The 19,314-nt window shown below is 61.6% G+C and carries 16 protein-coding genes and 3 pseudogenes; 12 read left to right on the plus strand and 7 right to left on the minus strand.

Annotated elements, in window-relative coordinates; genetic code table 11:
- The first annotated feature begins 221 nt into the window (after window positions 1-221).
- Window positions 222-1,544, plus strand: coding sequence for a contractile injection system protein, VgrG/Pvc8 family (locus HCU66_RS06260; RefSeq protein ID WP_205887652.1), 1,323 nt, complete (start codon window positions 222-224; stop codon window positions 1,542-1,544).
- A complete protein-coding gene (locus HCU66_RS06265) occupies window positions 1,541-2,338 on the plus strand; it encodes a DUF4123 domain-containing protein (RefSeq protein ID WP_205887653.1) in 798 nt (265 codons plus the stop codon). The genes HCU66_RS06260 and HCU66_RS06265 overlap by 4 nt, the downstream gene beginning before the upstream one ends.
- 23 nt (window positions 2,339-2,361) lie before the next feature.
- On the opposite strand, the gene HCU66_RS06270 is transcribed toward HCU66_RS06265, so the two are convergent.
- The gene (locus tag HCU66_RS06270) at window positions 2,362-3,702 is read right to left on the minus strand and encodes an MATE family efflux transporter (protein WP_205887654.1); all 1,341 of its coding nucleotides are present in this window, start codon (window positions 3,700-3,702) and stop codon (window positions 2,362-2,364) included.
- A 185-nt stretch (window positions 3,703-3,887) separates the two neighbouring features.
- Window positions 3,888-4,181 (minus strand): hypothetical protein, encoded by a 294-nt coding sequence (locus HCU66_RS06275; RefSeq protein ID WP_205887655.1) that lies wholly within the window; start codon window positions 4,179-4,181, stop codon window positions 3,888-3,890.
- Between the two features lie 190 nt (window positions 4,182-4,371).
- On the opposite strand from HCU66_RS06275, the gene HCU66_RS06280 reads away from it, so the two are divergent.
- The 4 genes from HCU66_RS06280 to HCU66_RS06295 are packed head-to-tail and all read left to right on the plus strand — an operon-like array spanning window position 4,372 to window position 6,665.
- Complete coding sequence (locus tag HCU66_RS06280) at window positions 4,372-4,674, plus strand: MazG-like family protein (RefSeq protein WP_205887656.1); 303 nt, start codon at window positions 4,372-4,374, stop codon at window positions 4,672-4,674.
- Window positions 4,674-5,423, plus strand: a complete 750-nt coding sequence (locus HCU66_RS06285; protein ID WP_205887657.1) for a methyltransferase domain-containing protein — start codon at window positions 4,674-4,676, stop codon at window positions 5,421-5,423. Before HCU66_RS06280 ends, HCU66_RS06285 begins: the two co-directional genes overlap by 1 nt.
- Before the next feature lie 12 nt (window positions 5,424-5,435).
- The gene (locus HCU66_RS06290) at window positions 5,436-6,053 is read left to right on the plus strand and encodes a DUF4136 domain-containing protein (RefSeq protein WP_205887658.1); all 618 of its coding nucleotides are present in this window, start codon (window positions 5,436-5,438) and stop codon (window positions 6,051-6,053) included.
- 54 nt (window positions 6,054-6,107) lie between these two features.
- Window positions 6,108-6,665 (plus strand): DUF4136 domain-containing protein, encoded by a 558-nt coding sequence (locus HCU66_RS06295; protein WP_205887659.1) that lies wholly within the window; start codon window positions 6,108-6,110, stop codon window positions 6,663-6,665.
- A 154-nt stretch (window positions 6,666-6,819) separates the two neighbouring features.
- Here HCU66_RS06295 and HCU66_RS06300 read toward each other — a convergent pair.
- Window positions 6,820-8,073 (minus strand): annotated as a pseudogene (locus HCU66_RS06300) (PAS domain-containing protein); the annotation flags it as partial.
- Between the two features lie 121 nt (window positions 8,074-8,194).
- Here HCU66_RS06300 and HCU66_RS06305 point away from each other — a divergent pair.
- From HCU66_RS06305 to HCU66_RS06315, 3 genes and pseudogenes are all read left to right on the plus strand, one after another.
- Window positions 8,195-8,482 carry a hypothetical protein gene (locus HCU66_RS06305; protein WP_205887660.1) on the plus strand — a complete coding sequence of 96 codons (288 nt, stop codon included), beginning with the start codon at window positions 8,195-8,197 and terminating at the stop codon, window positions 8,480-8,482.
- Window positions 8,483-8,574: 92 nt separating this feature from the next.
- Window positions 8,575-9,363 carry a response regulator gene (locus HCU66_RS06310; protein WP_338136413.1) on the plus strand — a complete coding sequence of 263 codons (789 nt, stop codon included), beginning with the start codon at window positions 8,575-8,577 and terminating at the stop codon, window positions 9,361-9,363.
- Between the two features lie 578 nt (window positions 9,364-9,941).
- Window positions 9,942-10,109: pseudogene (locus HCU66_RS06315) on the plus strand (DUF6124 family protein); the annotation flags it as partial.
- Between the two features lie 53 nt (window positions 10,110-10,162).
- Here HCU66_RS06315 and HCU66_RS06320 read toward each other — a convergent pair.
- The gene (locus tag HCU66_RS06320) at window positions 10,163-11,017 is read right to left on the minus strand and encodes a MaoC family dehydratase (protein WP_205887662.1); all 855 of its coding nucleotides are present in this window, start codon (window positions 11,015-11,017) and stop codon (window positions 10,163-10,165) included.
- Between the two features lie 2 nt (window positions 11,018-11,019).
- Window positions 11,020-12,372: a 3-oxoacyl-ACP reductase gene (locus HCU66_RS06325; protein ID WP_205887663.1), complete on the minus strand. Its 1,353-nt coding sequence runs from the start codon at window positions 12,370-12,372 to the stop codon at window positions 11,020-11,022.
- Window positions 12,373-12,639: 267 nt separating this feature from the next.
- Here HCU66_RS06325 and HCU66_RS06330 point away from each other — a divergent pair, with 267 nt between their 5' ends.
- On the plus strand, window positions 12,640-13,917 hold the full coding sequence (locus HCU66_RS06330; protein ID WP_205887664.1) for an acetyl-CoA C-acetyltransferase: 1,278 nt from the start codon (window positions 12,640-12,642) through the stop codon (window positions 13,915-13,917).
- Here the strand turns inward: HCU66_RS06330 and HCU66_RS06335 are convergent.
- Window positions 13,904-14,941: a bile acid:sodium symporter family protein gene (locus HCU66_RS06335; RefSeq protein ID WP_205887665.1), complete on the minus strand. Its 1,038-nt coding sequence runs from the start codon at window positions 14,939-14,941 to the stop codon at window positions 13,904-13,906. The two genes, HCU66_RS06330 and HCU66_RS06335, sit on opposite strands and share 14 nt — an antisense overlap.
- Before the next feature lie 84 nt (window positions 14,942-15,025).
- Here HCU66_RS06335 and HCU66_RS06340 point away from each other — a divergent pair, with 84 nt between their 5' ends.
- Window positions 15,026-15,817 (plus strand): AraC family transcriptional regulator, encoded by a 792-nt coding sequence (locus HCU66_RS06340; protein WP_205887666.1) that lies wholly within the window; start codon window positions 15,026-15,028, stop codon window positions 15,815-15,817.
- 114 nt (window positions 15,818-15,931) lie between these two features.
- Here HCU66_RS06340 and HCU66_RS06345 read toward each other — a convergent pair.
- Window positions 15,932-17,910, minus strand: a pseudogene (locus tag HCU66_RS06345) (methyl-accepting chemotaxis protein).
- Window positions 17,911-18,356: 446 nt separating this feature from the next.
- Between HCU66_RS06345 and HCU66_RS06350 the strand changes: the two are divergent.
- Window positions 18,357-19,250: a PA4780 family RIO1-like protein kinase gene (locus HCU66_RS06350; protein WP_205887667.1), complete on the plus strand. Its 894-nt coding sequence runs from the start codon at window positions 18,357-18,359 to the stop codon at window positions 19,248-19,250.
- Window positions 19,251-19,314: the final 64 nt, after the last annotated feature.

Here is a 19,314-nt window from a genome sequence, read left to right on the forward strand (position 1 = left end):
CGCCCATCAGGTTGTCTGAAAATTCTCTGCACGTTGCGGAATTTTCAGATGACCTGGTGCGGGGCTTCTCTTTTTTCAAGCGAAATGACCCACAGACCGGGCTATCCAAGCGATGTGGTCTTCTTTTCGCGTAGGTCATTTCCTAAGTTGTACTTCGGCACTCTACTCGGCCATGTCTCTCAGCGAGAATCCCCGGCCGCCCCTCCTGTAGAGAATCGCCAATGTTCGATCCAGTCAACGAGCCGTCATTTCGTCTGGATATAGCGGGTCTTCCCGACTCCTTTGAGGTCTTGGCCTTTACCGGTAGTGAAGCGATCAGCGAGCCTTTTGCGTTCGACGTGGATCTGCTGAACGATGACCCGACCCTGGACCTTGCAAGCCTGCTGTACCGCTCGGCCTTTTTGCACTTCGGGCCGCAGGGGGAGGGTATTCACGGGCAGTTGCTTGGCCTCGTTCAGCTTGGCCATGGCGTCGAACCCAGACTATGTCGTGCGCGTCTGGGACCCAGGCTGGCGTGTCTGGCCCAGCGCTTCAATCAGCGAATCTTCAGTGATCGCTCGGTGCCGCAGATTCTCGCGCAGGTACTCAAGGAGCACGGCATCGCCGGCAAGGATCGCCGCTTCGACCTGAGCGGCGATTACCCGCCCCGTGATTTTTGTACGCAGTACCGGGAATCGGATCTGCAGTTTCTCCAGCGTCTGTGCGCCCAGGAACGGCTTCATTATTACTTTGAGCACCGCGTCCGCGGGCACTGTCTGGTTTTCGGCGATGGCCTGGGGCAGTTTCGTCGTGGCGAAGAGAGCGTCTTCGAGGGCGAGAGCGAACGGCCGGGAGTGCATCGGTTCAAGCTGCACGGCTGCGGGCAGGTTGCCGAAGGCCAGACGAACCTGGCGACGCTGCGCAGCGGGCAACTGATGCCGCTGTCCGGCCATCCGTGTGCGGACTGGAATCGTCTCTGGCTATTGACCCATGTCGAGCACCAGGGCGGGCAAGAGCCCGCGTTTTTTTATCGCAATCAGTTGCGTGTCGTTGCACAGGAGGTGCCTTTCATGGCGGCTCATTCGGTGGGGAAGCCCAGGATGCACAGCGTGCAGCGGGCGTGGGTGGTCGACGTCGGTGAATCTCGACCCGATCCCTCCAGACCGGTTGCCGTGCAGTTTGACTGGCTTTACCAGGGCGAAGGCGCGGCGCCCAGCCACTGCTGGTTGCCGTTGGCTCCCGGGCTGGAAGGCACGGGCGCCATGCCGTTGAGTGACGGCGCACAGGTGCTGGTGAGTTTTATCGAAGGCGATCCGGATCAACCCTTGATCAGCGGATTTCTTCCTGGACCACTTTCCAGCACAGAGTCAGTCATGCCCGACCTGCTATCGGCCTCGACGACTGAAACCAGCCGCGCAATCGATGGTTTATCGGGCTTGCTGCAATCCAGCGAACCCTTGGTGCTTTTGTGCCTGCTGCCTGGTGGGGGGAGTTTCAGTCATTGTGCGCAGTCCTTCTGCACCTGCCGGGCGGCGACGCAGCTTGACCAGAGCGGTGCGGCATGATCGCCGTTCAGGCGCCTGACCCGACTCCGCAATGGCTGTTGCTCGATGTGCCGGGCGTGCCTCAGGCCGGTGCGAGGCTGCGGCAACAGTTTGCTCATGCCCGATGGTTCTGGCTGTTCGAAGGCACCGAGTTTCACCCGTTGCGTGAACACGGGCCGGCGTTGGTCGACCTTCGCGAATGCCCGGTACTGGCTGAGTTGTACCAGAATGAACCGCGCGCCTGGGGCGGATTGCTGCTGGTCAGTGAAGCAACGTCATCGCAGCTGCTGGAGCATTTGCGGCGCATGCTCACGGTTACCCTGGGTCTGCATCACCGGGCCTTGTTGAGTTACTACAATCCACATACAGCGAGCTATTTTTTCGATGCCTGCGATGCGCAGGAGCTGAGTCGCTGGCTCGGTCCGATCGATCAGTTGCGCTGGTTCGGCGGTACCTGGGCCGACCGGGCCATTGGCTGTCAGGGCTGGCAGCAGTTATTCAATCCGCGGCTTGCCGTCAGGCCGCTGGCCATCGAAGAAAACCTCAGCCCGCGTCAGCGAGACACCTTGCAGACCTGCCTGCTGGAGCAGCATGCCTGGCGCTGGAGCCGATCCACCGGCACCGACTACAACAGCTTGTGGGCTCACCTGCAGGAAGGGCTGGCGCTGGGTTTCAGCGAACGCCCGGTGCTCGATGGCTGGTTATGGCTGCGCTTGCAGCACCCCGATGCAGTGCCCGGGCAGCCGTTGACGGGAATCACCCAGCAGGAGCGTCTCGATAGCCTGCGCAATCTGTGGCAGAACGATCAACCCTGAATGAGTTGTAGATGTGTCGCTCGTCATCCTTTTAACCAGCCGTCGTTCTTGCGCAAGTACCAGGCGAATGTGCCAAGGGTCAGGCTGCGCAGCATCATGAACAACAGGAAGGTTATCCACAGTCCATGGTTGCCCAAGCCTTGCAGCATCCAGGCGAAGGGCAGCAGCAGGATCACGGTCAACAGCATGCCGTTGCGCATTTCCCGGGCGCGGGTGGCGCCGATGAACAGGCCGTCGAGCAGGTAACTCCAGACCGCAATCAGCGGCAGCGCGGCGAGGTACGGCAGATAGATGAAGGCGGTGTCGCGCACGCTCTGGATGTTGGTCTGCATCTGGATGAACAGGTGCCCGGCGAACAGAAACAGCAAGGCAAACCCCAGACTCGCCAACAACGACCAACCGCACGCCACCACCAGCGAGCGGCGCAGGGCCTGGCGGTCGCGAGCGCCGATGGCGTGTCCGCACAGGGCTTCCACGGCGTGGGCCAGACCGTCCAGCGCGTGGGCGGTCAGCAGCAGGCCGTTGAGCAGCAACGCATTGGCGGCGACCGTGGCATCGCCCAGCCGCGCGCCTTGCACGGTGATCAGGAAAAACACCGATTGCAACGCCAGGCTGCGGATGAAGATGTCGCGGTTGACCGCCAGTAGTGGGCGCCAGCTCTGCCACAACGCCAGCGCGGCCCAGGCGATATGGCCGGGATAGGCGCGCAGGGCCTTGCGGGTCATGAACAGGCCGATCAGGGCGCCGGTCCACTCGGCGATCACCGAGGCCCGCGCCGCACCGACCACGCCCCACTCCAGGCCGAGCACGAACCACAAGTTGAGCGCGATGTTGACCAGGTTGGTGCTCAGCAGAATCGCCAGCGGAGCCCGGGCGTTCTGGGTGCCGAGGAACCAGCCGACCAGCGCATAACTGGCCAGTGCCGCCGGCAGGCCGAACAGTCGCGTGTGGAAGAACTCGCGGGTCAGTTGATCCAGCTCCGCCGACGGTTGCATGAAGTGCAGCGCGACCCCGCTCAACGGCACGCCCAACGCGCCCAACAGAATGGCCAGGCCCACGGCCAACAACAGGCCTTGCAGCAAAATCTGCCGCAACGCCGCGCCATCCCCGCGCCCGGCCGCCTGGGCGGCGAACCCGGTGGAACCCATGCGCAGAAAGCCCATGGCCCAGGCCAGAAAGGTATACAGGCTGGCGCCTACCGCGACGGCACCGAGTTGATGGGCATGGGGCAGGTGGCCGATGACGGTACTGTCGACCAGCGCCACCAGCGGTACGGAAATGTTCGAGAGAATCATCGGGGCGGCGAGCGCCCAGACGCGACGATGGGTCGGACGGTCGCGCCAGTCGGCAATCAGGTTGGGCATGCAGGCTCCTTGGGGGCGCCTGCATTGTAGCGACACACTCGGAATCTGCACCGTATGATCGTTCCCATGCTCTGCGTGGGAATGCCTCCTGTGACGCTCTGCGTCATGATCGCGAAGGGACGCGGAGCGTCCCGGGCTGCATTCCCACGCAGAGCGTGGGAACGATCAGGGCAGGAGGGATGGGGCTAGTGAATGATCCAGCTCAGCAACCACAACCCCAGCAGCAGCCAGATTATCCCCATGATGATCGACGCGTTCATGAAAGCGCGGATCGCCGCCCACAGCAGCATCAGCCCGAGGATCAACGTGATGATGCTGATGATCGAAGTGTCCATGCCCAGTGCCTGGGCCAACCCTTCGACAAAATTGCTGCCGGCGTTGCTCAACAGATTGAACAGCCCACTGAGGGCGTCAATGATAAAGCGGATGGCCGAGCCGATGACCTGGCCGAGCCATTCGAAAAAGCTTTCTACCTGCATGTGTACGTCCTGATGGAGTGGTGCGTGGTTGGCGGAGCCGAGCCTTGGGCTGTTGATCGTGCTACCGGGTTCCCGTAAGAACTGCCGAAGGCTGCAATCTTTTTGAGTATGGCGCAAGTGCGCAGGCACAACGCTGCCACTTGCCTTCACCCGCCATCCCCCTGAAGCTATACGCCTTCAGGAGAGCCCGATGAACCTTGTTGAACTGACCGAACGCCTGCACGCCATTCGTGACCGCAATGACTGGCGGCAATTTCACAGCCCGAAAAACCTGGCCATGGCCGCGAGCGTGGAAATGTCCGAGCTGGTGGAAATCTTCCAGTGGCTGAGCGAAGACCAGTCGCGCCAGTTGCCGGCGGACAAACTCGCCCACGCCGGGCAGGAAATCGGTGACATCGTGCTGTACCTATTGCTGCTGTGCAGCGAGTTGGGGCTGGACATGAATGAAGTGGTGCGCAACAAGCTCGCGGACAGCGAACGGCGGTTCAGCTGATGAGCGACCGTCATTTCGATCAACTGGCGACCCGCTTCGCCGAAAAAATCTACGGTGGCGCCAAAGGTGCGATCCGGCTCGCGGTGCTGCAGGCGGACCTGGCCGAAACCTTGCCGGACCGTCCGTTGCGTGTACTGGACATTGGCGCCGGTCTGGGCCACATGTCGTTGTGGCTGGCCCAGCGCGGTCATCAGGTGACCCTGGCCGAACCCGCCGAACCGATGCTTGAAGGTGCCCGCCAGCGCTTCGCCGAAGCCGGGCAGACGGCGACGTTCATTCAGGCGCCGTGGCAGGATTTGCTCGGTCAACTCACCGAACCCTACGACCTGGTGCTGTGCCACGCGGTGCTGGAGTGGCTGGCCGAACCCCATGCAATCTTGCCGGTATTGCATCAGTTGACGAAGCAGGACGGCTGGTTGTCCCTGGCGTTCTACAATCGCGACGCATTGATCTACCGCAACCTGCTCAAGGGCCATTTCCGCAAAATGCGCAAGAACGACATGGCCGGCGAGAAGCAGAGCCTGACCCCGCAGCAACCGCTTGATCCACGGGAACTCGCCGCGCAACTTGAAGGCTTGTGGCGAGTCGAAACCCAGAGTGGAGTGCGGGTTTTTCACGACTACATGCCGGTGGAATTCCAGGCCCGCGCCGAACTGCTGGACTTGCTGGAAATGGAACTGGCTCACCGCCGGCACCCAAGCTTCGCCGGGCTTGGGCGCTACTTGCACTGGATCTGTCGGCCGATCTGACCGGAGCGCGCAATGAAAAGTCGTTCAGGGCTACTGGTGATCTGTCTTGGGTTGGCGGCCTGTCAGGGCAGCAACCCTTATGTCGCGACGTCCAACCCCTTGCCTCCGGCACCGCCCCAGGCCGCCACCACCTTCGATCGCAGCGCCTACCCGGCGCCGCCACGGGACTACGGCCGCTACCGCAGCTGGGCCTGGCTCAACGGGCACCTGCCACAGGGCACGGCCTGGGCCGACTCGGCGCAGGTGGCCGAAGCCGTCAGCAATGCCCTCGACCAACGCGGCTTGCGCCCGTTGCACGACAATCGCCCGGCGGACCTGCTGGTCAGCGCCGACCTGCATCTGGAAACCCGCTTGCGTCAGGTTCAGGACGACTATGGTTACGGCGCAGGGTATTACGGCGGTGGTTACAACCGCTACGGCAGCGGTTACGGCCTGTACAACACGGTGCCGGTCATCCGTACATATCAGGTGCAAGTCGTGGTGGTGCGGGTCGATCTGTTCGACGCGAGCACCAGTCAACCGGTGTGGAGCGCCAGCGCCGAAACCACCAGCCAGGGCAACCAGCGCGAGCGTACCGATGCCCTACGCGAAGCTGTCGAAAAGGCCATGTCGGCGTATCCTCCCAGTTAGCTCCCCTGTAAAGGGAGTGCCCCGCAGGTGCATGTCTTCTACCGGAGAAAAATCATGTTCCGCCGTCTCGTTTTACTGGCCATGGCCGCGCTGCTCACAGCCTGCGCCGCCAACCAGGTCAATCATGACTTCGATGCCAGCCGCGACTTTGCCGCTTATCGTAGCTGGAGCTGGAAAGAGCCCGCCGTGCAATACCGTCCCGACGACCCACGGATCAAGAGTGACCTGACCGAACAACGCATCCGCCAAGCCGTTGCCGATCAGCTGGATCAGCGTGGTTTGCGTCCGGCCGCCGCCGGGGCCCGGTCGGATCTGAAGGTGCAGGCCTACCTGATCGTCGAAGATCGCCAGCAACAAGTGACCACCCACTATGGCGGCGGTTATGGCGGCCCATGGTACGGCTACTGGGGCGGGCCGATGTACACCGAAACCCGCAACGTCAGCTATAAGGTGGCGACCATCCAGGTCGACCTGCTCGACGGCAAGGACGGCAAACTGGTGTGGCGCGGCAGCGACGAGCAGACGCTCAGCCGCACACCCAAGCCAGAGGACCGCAGCAATACGATACGCCAGACGGTCGGGCGGATAATGGCTAACTATCCACCGCGCTGAACGCTGAACGATTCAACACCACCGACCCTGTAGGAGCGAGGCTTGCCCGCGAAGAAAACACCGCGGTTTTTCAGGCATTACGCGTTATCGTTCTTCGCGGGCAAGCCTCGCTCCTACAGGAGCTTCATCGTCACAGTCAGGTCGGGGCGGTAGGCTGGTTTTTGATGTCGCTGATGTCGAGCATGAAGCCCACCAGCCGCCGGTTTCTGCCGATGCCCAGGGCCTGCCCTTGCAGGCGATACCAGATCGGCGTTTGCGCCATGTCGGGGCGATGCAGGCGCACGCACAGCAGGAGAGGCGTGCCCTCGTCCCGCAAGGTTTGCAGGCGAATCGTCAGCTCTTCACGGTCAGCGGGGTGGATCTGTTCGAGCCAGTCGTGCAGCGGCATACGGGCGCTTGTCAGGTTCAGCGTATTGGCGAGCGACGGCGCCAATTGCACCTGGGCATCGTCACTGAAGACCTCCCACCAGCCGGTGTCGAGCAAGGCTTGCAGAAATTCCAGCCGCTCCAGTTGCAGGTGGTGCTGATGCTCACGCAGGCGCTCAAGCAGCGGCCCGGCCAAGGCCGCGGTGAGTTGCAGCCAGTCGCGCTCGCTCAGATCCGGGGCACGCTCTTGCACCCGGCAGAAGCCACAGAGCAACCAGGCGACCACGCCTTGGGCATTGTGATAAGGCACCACGAAGCCTTCGGCATTGCCGAAGCTGCTTTGCAGGCGCGGATGCTCGCTGGGTGTCAGTTGTTGGGGGACAGAGCCATTCAAACTGTCGAGGCCGGAGCCCAGGCGTTGATTGGTTTCCCACAATCGGGGCGCATCGAAGGCCGCGTACTGCTGGTGGATCAGCCAACCTTCCGCCTGTTCGTCGAGCAAGGCCATGGCCATGCACGGGATCTGAAAACGCAGGGCCAGCCCCTGCAGTTGCTCCGCCAACACCTCGGGCAGGCGCGTCAGGCTGCACAGGCGCAACTGTTCGCTGACCTGCGCCGCGAGCAACTGGCATTGTTCACGGCTGCGCGCTTGTCGGCGTTCGAGTAACAGGTCGCCAATGTCGATCAACTGCAACAGCCATTTTTCGCCCAACGGCTGCACCCAGCCACGCAGATGCAGCGGTTGTCCGACGAGGGTGAAAAAGTCCAGGTCCAGGATCTGCCCTTGCCAGTCGGCCGGCGAGCCTTCGACCGACAGGGCGCTATGGGGTATGAGGTAATCGAGCAGGTGCGGTGACTGCGCATCGGGTATTTGCTGCGCCAGCAGATGCCACAGCGGGCCGCTCAGGTGAATCACTCGACCTTCGTCATCCAGGTGCAGCTGCAAACCGACACGCTGCACGCTCGCAGGGTCTGGCGTGTTCGGGGGCTGCGGCGGATGGCGATTGAGCAGACGCCCGAAGAGTTTGTCCCCGGAGCTCAAAACTGCAGGCTCGATCGGGCGGTGCGGGGGAGGCCTGTTTTCATGAGTGCGTCTACCCTGACAATTTACTGCGTAATGTCAGCATAGAATCATTCAGCTAAAACGGACGTTTTTTAACCGGATGCCGAGCGTTGTCCTACTCCTCTGGCTGACGCTTTGCGCAGCACAGGATGCCCGAGAGCGGGCGACGCTGGGCCTTGCGACGGACGGTATGCACCTGCTCGGCGGTTTCATCGATGCCGGGATGGCCAGTGCGCTCGGGTTGCTGCTGGCGCCAAGCCTCTGGCTGTATATGAGCCAGAGGCTTAGGGAACGTCTTCGCTACCTGGGGCCTGGAACGTCAAAAAAACAGCCCTTTGCGCCGTTCGTGCGGGTGGGCATGTTGCTCACACTGGCCTGGATGCATTAGTTGGAAAGAGCGTCTACTTTCAACACAGTAGTTGCACAACCTGTGGCTGTCGGTACAGGAGCAGTCAAGCCTGACCAGGCATGGAGTGGCATGTGAACAAGCTTACCTCGGCAATAAAAGTCCTTGTGGTCGATGATGAGCCGTTGATTGTCGAAGAGCTTTGCGAGTTCATCGAGCGCAATGGCTATCGCTGTGTGCCTTGCCAGTGCGGCCATCAGGCGATCGAGCGTTTCAGCGAAGACGTGAATATCGGTCTGGTACTGTGTGATTTGCAGATGCCCGACATGGATGGCATCCAGATGGTCCAGGCGCTGCAACGGTTGTCCGGCAAGCACCGGGCGTTCGAGGCGATCATGCTCACCGGGCATGCGGACAAGCAAGATGTGATCAAGGCTTTGCGCACCGGGTTCGCCGATTACTATCAGAAGCCGATCGATCTGGCTGAGTTGCTCGAAGGTTTGCAGCGTCAGGAGGTGGCCTTGCAGGAGCGGCAGAGAAACCTGCAGTTGGGGCATTTGAGTCGGAAGCTGCAGTACCTGTGTGAGTCGATCGATGAGCTTTATCAGGATCTGGACAAGGTTCGTCGGGGGGCATCCCCGGAGCTTGCGTCAGGTTCGGTTGACACTGTGCTCAGTGAGACGGTGCGGGTGGCGATGCCGGCGGTGTTCAATCAGCTGTCGCCGCGGCAGTTGGAGGTGGCGCAGTTGGTGGGCAAGGGGCAGACCAATTATCAGATTGCCTGTGAGTTGGGGATTACCGAGAACACGGTGAAGCTTTATGTGTCGCAGGTGTTGCGGTTGACGCATATGCATAATCGCACGCAGGTGGCGTTGGCGTTGTCGCCCGGGAACGCTGGCGGTCGGCGAATTACGGCGCACTGATCTTGGCGGCCTTGTAGCCGACCATGCTCTTGTTGATTGAGTACATATCCGTTGCTGCGGTAACGGCCTCTTATGGTTCCGCTCTTACAGCGGGTCACTTTTGGCAAACGCCCCAAAAGTAACCAAAAGGTCTCGCCCCGAACGTACGGCCCCTCGCCTAGGCTCGGGGTTCCTTCGCTCCGGTATCCATCTGGGGGCATCGCCCTACGGTTGGCTTCGCTTCAACCTACATGCGATGTGTTCGACTGCGTCGAACGGCGCTGCGCGCCAATCCCCAGATGAACACCTCCACTCAGCCTCCCGAAGGGGCGGGTGAATCAAGATCAAAAGCGCGGCAGGCGAGCTAACGCTCGGCCTGTAGTTTGGTGGGTGTACGCCGCTTCACTGTGGGAGAGGGCTTGCCCGCGATGGCGGCTTGGCAGCCGACCCATCTCTTTCGTCTGTACCTGAATGATCGTTCCCACGCTCCCGCGTGGGAACGCCGCCAGGGACGCTCCGCGTTCCGTTTTTGAATGTTTAATTGATGTGTCGGAGTGCAGATCTTTCCCGCGCCTTTTTCAGGTTGTCCGTCGGAAGTCGAATCACTGGCCTCGGCCAGCGTCATGACCAGCGACATTGCCGCGTATGTCGACGCCCCGCAGCGGCATGCGCTCCTGGCGATTCAGCAGGTCATCATGCTGGCCGAGCTGGCGGTGAATCGGGTGCTGGATAACGTCGACGTACCCAAACCCGCGCCACACAGCTGATCCATTGTGGGAGTGGGCCTGTGGCGAGGGGGCAAGCCCCTCGCCACAACCCATCAGGCAACCGGCCGCCACTGCCCGACCATATGCTCAATCTCCCCCGCACCCATCAACTGGAAATCACCGCTGGACCCTGCCGCGCTCGACATCAGCGTCACCTCGCTGGGCAAACGCACCGGTTTTCTGAACTGCACCGCAATCTCGACGTTTGCCGTCGGCAAGTGATCGGCCAAAGCCGCCAGCGTGCGCGCCTTGTTCCACAGGCCATGGGCGATGGCGCTGGGGAAACCGAAGAGTCTGGCGCTGATCGCACTCAGGTGAATCGGGTTGTAGTCTCCGGACACCTTGGCGTATCGGCGGCCAATGTCCGCCGGCGCTGGCCAGTGGGCCACTTCGGTCAGCGACAGCGTCGAGGCAAACGCTTGCTCGACGGGTTCACCTTCCAGTTTGACGCCGCGACAGAGCATCTGGCTTTCAGCTTCCCACAGCGGCCCCAACTGGTCGTCGAGCATCGTCACTAACTCGAAGGTCGCCCCCTTGGCATGGGGTTGCAGGTTTTGCACCTTCACGCTGACCCGTACGCGGCTCACGCCACCCATGGGGCGCAGGATGCGGATGCGGTTGCTCAAGTGAATCAGCCCCAGCAGCGGGAAGGGAAATGCCTTGGCCGTAAGCAATTGCATCTGCAAGGCAAACGCCAGGATGTGGGGATACGTCGGTGGCAGCAGGCCGTTGTCGGCGAAACCACACACCTGACGATAAGCCGCCAGGCGTTTCGCATCGACATTGACCCAGCAGTGATAACCCAGGTCGGGCAATGCGGTGCCGGTGATTTTGCGGCGCATCGCCGCCTTCACGTACAACGTCTGCAGGTTGGGTTCGCGAGAGAGTATGTGCCAGTCAGTACTCATGGCTAGGCTCCCAAAACGCTTTGCCCACAAATGCGCAGCGCCTGGCCGGTAAACGCTCCGGTGCCCGGTTGCCCCAGCCAGGCTACTGCTTCGGCGACGTCTTGCGGCAGGCCGCCCTGACCCAACGAACTCAAGCGTCGCCCGGCTTCGCGCACACCGAAGGGCAGGTGCGCGGTCATTTGGGTTTCGATGAATCCTGGCGCCACCGCGTTGATGCTGATGCCGCGTTCACTCAGCAGCGGCGCCCAGGCCTGGGCCAGGCCGATCAGCCCGGCCTTGCTCGCGGCGTAATTGGTTTGCCCGCGATTGCCGGCGATGCCGCTGATGGAGGCCAGCAAGATCACTCGGCCGTTGTCGCGCAAGGTGCCGCTGTCGAGCAGCGCCTTGGTCAGCACTTGCGGCGCCTTGAGGTTGACCGCCAGCACCGCGTCCCAGAATTCCGGGGTCATGTTGGCCAGGGTTTTGTCCCGGGTGATGCCTGCGTTGTGGACCACGATGTCGATGCCGTCGGGCAACTGTTCGATCAGTTGCGTGGCGGCGTCTTCGGCGCAGATGTCCAGGGTGATGCCGCGCCCGCCGAGGCGCGCGGCCAGGGCGTCGAGATCGGTTTTGGCCGGTGCCACGTCGAGCAGGATCACCTCGGCGCCGTCCCGGGCCAGGGTTTCGGCGATCGAGGCGCCGATGCCCCGGGCCGCGCCCGTCACCAGTGCCTTGCGTCCCGACAAGGGGCGAGTCCAGTCCATCACCTGCGTATCGCACGCCTTCAAGCGTATGACCTGCCCGGAAATGAAGGCACTTTTGGGCGAGAGGAAAAACCGCAACGGGCCTTCCAGTTGGTCTTCAGCCCCTTCACCGACATAAATCAGCTGCAAGGTGCCGCCGCCGCGCAGTTCCTTGGCCAGCGAACGGCTGAAACCTTCCAGCGCACGCTGGGTGCTGGCAGCGAACGGGTCGCCCAAGGTCTCCGGCGCCCGGCCAAGAATCACCAGGTGCGCATGGTGATCGAGGTTTTTCATCAGTGGCTGGAAGAATTCGCGCAGCTGTTTCAACTGATCGACCTGCACCAGGTCGCTGGCGTCGAACACCACGGCTTTGAGTTTCTGACCGTGGCCGGGAATCCACGCGGTGGCCAGGGTCGGGTCGGTGCCGTAGCTGTAAATCGTGTCGGTCAAGCGGTTGGCGAGGGTGCTGATTTTTTCCGTCAGCGGGCCACCGCCTATCAACAGCGCCCCCTCGACAGGCCGCAGCCGACCTGCTTGCCAGCGTTCCAGTCGTACCGGCGACGGCAGACCCAGGGCACCGACCACACGATGGCCGATGGACGAATTGGCGAAGTCGATATAGCGGTCAGACATGAATCACGCTCCAGCGGCTGGGGTTGAAAGTGTGGACCATGATTGGCAATTAGTCCTTCGATCCACGAGATAAGGCCTACGCTTGAACATTGCAGGTTGGTTTGAGCTTGGGTTTAGCAGGTCTTTCAGGAAATGCAGCCCCTGTAGGAGCGGGCTTGCCCGCGAAGGGGCCGGCCCATTCAACATCTTTGTTGACTGACACACCGCTTTCGCGGGCAAGCCCGCTCCTACAGGTTTGGTGTTCACATTTGATTAAAGGAGTTTTTCATGACTCAGCTGCGCCGCGTCGCGATTATCGGCGGTAACCGTATCCCCTTCGCCCGGTCCAACGGGCCGTACGCCACTGCCAGTAACCAGGCGATGTTCACCGCAGCGCTGGAAGGCCTGATCGAGCGCTATAACCTGCACGGTGTGCGAATGGGCGAAGTGGCGGCCGGGGCATTGCTCAAGTATTTGCGCGACTACGGCCTGACCCGCGAATGCGTGCTGGGCTCGCGGTTGTCGCCGATGACGCCGGCCTACGACATCCAGCAGGCCTGCGGTACGGGGTTGGAGGCGACGTTGCTGGTGGCGAACAAAATCGCCCTGGGTCAGATCGAGTGTGGCATTGCCGGCGGCGTCGACACGGCCTCCGATGTGCCGATCGGCGTCAACGAAAGTCTGCGCAAGATCCTCTTGCAAGCCAACCGCGCCAAAAGCACCGCCGACAAACTGAAAACCTTCCTGCAACTGCGTCCCCGACACTTGATGCCCGATTTTCCAAGCATCGGCGAGCCGCGCACCGGCCGGTCGATGGGCGAACACTGTGAGTTAATGGCCCAGACCTGGAGCATCCCGCGTGATGAACAGGATCGGCTGACCCTCGAAAGCCATCAGAAGCTGGCGGCGTCCTACGCCGAAGGCTGGCACAACGACCTGATGACGCCGTTCCTCGGCCTGACCCGGGACAACAACCTGCGCCCGGAGCTGACCCTGGAAAAGCTCAACTCACTGAAACCGGCCTTCGAGAAAAGCGCCAAGGGCACCCTGACCGCAGGCAACTCCACGCCACTCACCGATGGTGCGTCGGTGGTGCTGCTGGGCAGTGAGGAATGGGCGAAGGCGCGCGGCTTGCCGGTGCTTGCCTATTGGCGTGACGGCGAGGCGGCGGCGGTGGATTTCGTCAAGGGGGCCGAAGGGCTGCTGATGGCGCCGGTGTACGCGGTGCCGCGTTTGCTGGCGCGCAATGGCCTGACCTTGCAGGACTTCGATTACTACGAAATCCACGAAGCGTTCGCCGCCCAGGTGCTGTGCACGTTGAAGGCCTGGGAAGATTCGGAGTATTGCAAAACCCGCCTCGGCCTCGATGCGCCGCTGGGTTCCATCGACCGCAGCCGCCTCAATGTCAAAGGCAGCTCATTGGCTGTCGGGCATCCGTTTGCCGCCACCGGTGCGCGCATCGTCGCCAACCTGGCGAAGCTGCTGGACGCGGCGGGCAAGGGCCGAGGGTTGATCTCGATCTGCGCCGCCGGCGGTCAGGGTGTGACGGCGATTATCGAGCGCTGATTATTGTGGGTTGAGCCGCGTTTAGCTGCGCAGCCAGTTCCCGTTTGCGGTTGGCGTAACCCTCGGCCATCACCGAGCACACGATCAACTGCAACGGGTGGTAGATCATGATCGGCAGCAGGATCAATCCAAGGCCGGGGTTGGCGCCGAAGATCAGCGCCGCCATCGGCGCGCCGGCGGCCAGGGATTTTTTGCTGGCGCAGAACACCGCGGCAATTTCATCGGCGTGGCCGAACTTCAACGCGCGAGCGGTGCGGGTGGTCATCCACAGGATGACCGCCAGCAGAATCGCACTGCCGATCAGCGCCATGAGAATCACGCTGTTGCCCTGTTGCTGCCACATCCCCGAGACCATCGAGTTGCAGAACGCCGAATACACCAACAGCAGGATCACCAGTTTGTCGACGATGTTGGTGTAACGCTTGTGCCGAGCGAAAAACTTGCCCAGCCACGGCCGCAGCAATTGCCCGAGCACCAACGGCAACAGCAGCATGGCGCACAGGTCGAGCAGGGTTGAGCCCAGGTCGATACCGCCAGCACCGCTGCCGACCACGAAACTTACCAGCAACGGTGTCAGAAAAATCCCCAGCACGCTGGACAGGCTCGCGTTGAGAATCGCTGCCGGTACGTTGCCGCCCGCGCTGCCGGTCAAGGCCACGGACGAGGAAATGGTCGAGGGCAGGGCGCAGAGGTAGAGGAACCCGAGCATCAGCAGTGACGGAATGTGCGAACCCAGCAGTTTGTCGCTCAGCAGCCAGATCAGTGGAAACACCGCAAAGGTGAAGACCTGAACCATCACGTGCAGCTTCCAGTTTTTCAACCCATGGCGGATCTGCTCGCTGGAGAGGTTGACCCCATGGAGGAAGAACACCAGAAACACGCCGATGTTGATCATGTACTCCGCATGCATCCCGCCGCCGGTGGCGCCGAAGGCCGGGAAGAAATACGCCAGCAGCGTGGCGATCAGCATGCCGCACAAGAACCAGTCGGTAACCACGCGTTTGAGGTGTTTGAAGGCATGCATGACCGGGCACCCAATACATTGTAAGAATTGATGACTTAGCCTAACGTCGCTCCCATCAGCCGTCTTGCGACATAAGGCCAATCAATGCCGACTAACGGACAACGTTCCCTCGAGCGAGCCATCCCGGCGCTAACGTCGTTGCCGCGCCCGTTGTATGCGCGGGCGGAAAGCCTGAACGCCGGCTCGTGGACGGCGCCTCATCGTCACGATTGGGTGCAGTTTTCCTACGCCATCAGCGGCGTTCTCGGCGTACACACCGCCGAGGGCAGTTTCTTTGCGCCGCCACAGTGGGGCATCTGGATTCCGGCGGATCTGGAGCATCAGGTCGTGACCTCGATGCGCGCCGAGATGCGCAGCCTGTACGTGCGCCGCGAGGACTGCCCATGGGCGGGCGGGCGTTGCCGGGTGCTGGAAGTCACGCCATTGGCGCGGGAACTGATCAAGCGTTTTTGCCTGCTTCCCGTGGAATATCCACAGGGCGACAGCCAGGAGACGCGATTGGTGGGCGTGCTGCTGGATCAGTTGGCGAGTCTGCCTGAGGTGGGATTTTCCTTGCCGCTGCCCCGGCATGAGCGGCTGCTGGGCTTGTGCAACGAGCTGATCGACAACCCCGAGCACACGGTGACTTTGCAGGAATGGGCCGAGCGTTTGGGCACGTCGCAGAAAACCCTGATGCGCTTGTTTCAGCGCGAGACCGGGCTGAGCTTTCGCGGCTGGCGGCAGCGCATGCGGCTGCTGTCGTCATTGAGCTTGCTGGAGGAGGGGGACAGCGTGACCAATGCCGCGCTGTCTTGCGGGTATGACTCGACGTCGGCATTTATTGCCGCGTTCAAGGGGCTGTTCGGGTTTACCCCCGGCGAACTGTTTAGGCAATGATCGTTCCCACGCGCAGCAAAGGAATGCAGCCCGGGACGCTCCGCGTCCCTGCCGAAGCGGACGCGGAGCGTCCATTGAGGCATTCCCACGCGGAGCGTGGGAACGATCGCGCACTCAAGTCCTGAAGCGGCGCACCAACCCATCCAGCTCATTGGACAACCCCGCCAGGCTCTGAGAGTCCAGCCGCGCCGAGTTCGCCAATTCCGCCACCAATTGCGCATCGCCATGAATTTGGCTGATATGGCGATTGATGTCTTCCGCCACCTGATGCTGCTGCTCAGCCGCCGTGGCGATCTGGGTGTTCATGTCGCGAATCACATCCACCGACTCACGGATCTGCCCGAAACTGTTGCGCGCCTCACCGATGCGGGTCACCGATTGCTGAGACACTTCCAGGCTCGCATGCATCTGCTGCGTCACCTGGCTGGTGCGCTTGGCCAGGTTGCCGAGCAGGCCGTCGATTTCCGCCGTGGAGTCGGCCGTGCGTTTGGCCAGGGCGCGAACTTCATCGGCCACCACCGCAAAGCCACGACCCTGTTCACCGGCCCGCGCCGCTTCGATGGCGGCGTTCAGCGCCAGCAGGTTGGTTTGTTCGGCGATCGAGCGAATGGTCCCGAGGATCGACTGAATGTCGTTGCTGTCGCGCTCAAGCTGTTGCATCGATTGCGCCGATTGTTCGATTTCCTGGCTCAAGCGATCGACGCTGCTCACCGCGGCATCGATCTGCTGCTGACCTTCACGGGCCTGGCGCTGACCACTGTCGGCCGACTCGGCGGCCTGGCTGCAAGAGCGCGCGACTTCGTTGGCGGTGGCGACCATTTCGTGGAACGCCGTGGACACCATGTCCACCGCTTCACGCTGGCGCCCGGCGGCTTCGGCCATGTCGCTGGACACCTGGGTCGAGCTCTGGGAGGTGGCGAGGATCTTGGTCGCGGCGCCGCCGATGCTTTGAATCAGGTTGCGGATCGCCGCCAGAAACTGGTTGAACCAGTTGGCCAGTTGCGCGGTTTCGTCGCTGCCACGGATGTGCAGGTTCTGGGTCAGGTCGCCTTCGCCCTGGGCGATGCCTTCCAGACCGCTGGCCACGCTGCGGATCGGCCGCACGATCAGGCTGGCGAAACTGGCGCCGACGATGGCAAAGAGCACCGCCAGTACCGCCGCGATGATCGCGATCAGCCAGGTCAGTTGGGTGGCTGGGCTCATCACGTCGGTCTGCTTGATCAGGCCGATAAAGGTCCAGCCCAGTTGTTCTGACGGCCAAACGTTGGCCATATAGCGCTCGCCATTGAGCTCGATTTCCACCAGCCCTTTGCCGGCCTTGGCCAGTTGCGCGTAGCCGTCGCCGAGGCTGCTCAAGGCTTTGAAGTTGTGTTCCGGTTGCTTCGGATCGACCAGCACCGTGNTTCCGGTTGCTTCGGATCGACCAGCACCGTGCCGGTGTTTTCCACCAGCATCAGGTAGCCGGTTTCACCGACTTTGATCTGTTTGACGATTTCGGTGAGCTGCTTGAGGGACACATCAATGGCGACCACACCGCCCTGGGCCCCCAACTGATTGGCCACGGTGCGCACGGAACTGACCAGCACGGAGTCATCACCGGCCCAGTAATAGGCCGCAGTGCGCAGCGTCTTGCCAGGGTTGGCCATGGCCGTCTTGTACCAGGGGCGAACACGTGGATCGTAGTTGGCCAATTTCGGGTCAGCTGGCCATACGGCATAACCACCGCTGGACAAGCCGTAGTACACATAGGAATAAGCCGGGTGGCTGGCGGCTATCCCAGTGAACAACTCCAACAGCTTTGTATCCATCTCGCTTTCGGGAAGTTGCGCGGCGTCGGCGCTGACCCGGCTCTTCACGCTGGCGTCGCCCGCTTTGACCAATGGCTGGGTGGCCATATAGTCGACGTTCTGGCTGATGCCGTCGAAAAACACCTGCATGGCATTGCTGACCTGACGAATCTCGCGGCCACTGCCATCGACAAAATTATCCTTGGCATCGCCGCGCAAGTTCAGCACCACGAGGGTGGCGACCAGCACCACGGGCAAGCAGGCGATGATTGCAAACGCCCAGGTCAGCTTCTGTTTGATGTTCATCCGCGCGCTCCAGTTCTTCTTGTAGACCCACGCAGTGCAGATGACTCGCGGATTATTGGCAGCCGAAAACGTTTGATATGCCCCGATCCTTGAGCGCGCCTTCTTGATTGTTGTCGAGGCGTTGGTCAGACAATTCCTTTTCTCTCTAAGGACTTCGGCGGGGGCGCGGGGAAATTGAGGGCTGTTGAGAAAAATCCTGCGAAAGCCAGGGCTCGAGGTTAGATTCTGTCGCAAATGCCTTGGCATTCCTTCGTCAACAAGTGGTTCTCGCTCAGCTATGATCCTGAGCGGTCGATGAGTTTTGCCTGATTAATCCGGCACATTGTGTGCTTCTTGATGTTCATGGGAACGTTCATAGGTCGGCAACCCCTCCCCCGAATGAGAGGATTGCCGTATAACGAATGACTTTCGCGTGTTTGGTAATAAAGGACCCACAATAAAAGCTGATGAAGACTCCAAAACGCATTGAACCCCTGATCGAGGACGGTCTGGTCGACGAGGTGCTGCGCCCACTCATGAGTGGTAAAGAAGCAGCTGTTTATGTGGTGCGCTGCGGCAACGAGCTGCGTTGTGCCAAGGTCTACAAGGAGGCGAACAAACGCAGTTTTCGTCAGGCGGCCGAGTATCAGGAAGGCCGTAAGGTGCGCAATAGCCGGCAGGCTCGGGCGATGGCCAAGGGTTCGAAGTTCGGGCGTAAAGAGGCCGAAGACGCCTGGCAGAACGCCGAAGTGGCGGCGCTGTTCCGTTTGGCCAATGCCGGTGTGCGGGTGCCCAAGCCGTATGACTTCCTCGAAGGCGTGCTGCTGATGGAGCTGGTAGCCGACGAGTACGGCGATGCCGCGCCGCGTCTGAACGATGTGGTGCTGGAGCCGGACCAGGCGCGCGAATATCACGCCTACCTGATTTCGCAAATCGTGCTGATGCTGTGTACCGGTCTGGTGCACGGTGACCTGTCCGAGTTCAACGTGCTGCTGACGCCGACCGGCCCGGTCATCATCGACCTGCCGCAAGCAGTGGATGCGGCGGGCAACAACCACGCGTTCAGCATGCTGGAGCGGGACGTGGGCAATATGGCGTCCTACTTCGGTCGCTTTGCACCGGAGTTGAAACACACCCGGTACGCCAAGGAAATGTGGGCGTTGTACGAAGCCGGCACCTTGCACCCGGCCAGTGTATTGACCGGCGAGTTCGACGAACCGGAAGAACTGGCGGACGTCGGCGGGATCATGCGCGAGATCGAGGCGGCCCGTCTCGATGAAGAGCGTCGCCAAGCGGTTCGGGCGGCGGACGATGCGCCACCGGGCAAAACCGAAGAACCGCCTCCACCGTGGATGCAGTGATCGGTTGACCCAAAACCCGGCTTTGGCCGGGTTTTTTCTGCGACATCCTGCGTGGTGAAGGGGC

This window comes from Pseudomonas frederiksbergensis (assembly GCF_017114915.1).
In the GTDB taxonomy this organism is placed as follows: Bacteria; Pseudomonadota; Gammaproteobacteria; order Pseudomonadales; family Pseudomonadaceae; genus Aquipseudomonas; species Aquipseudomonas frederiksbergensis_I.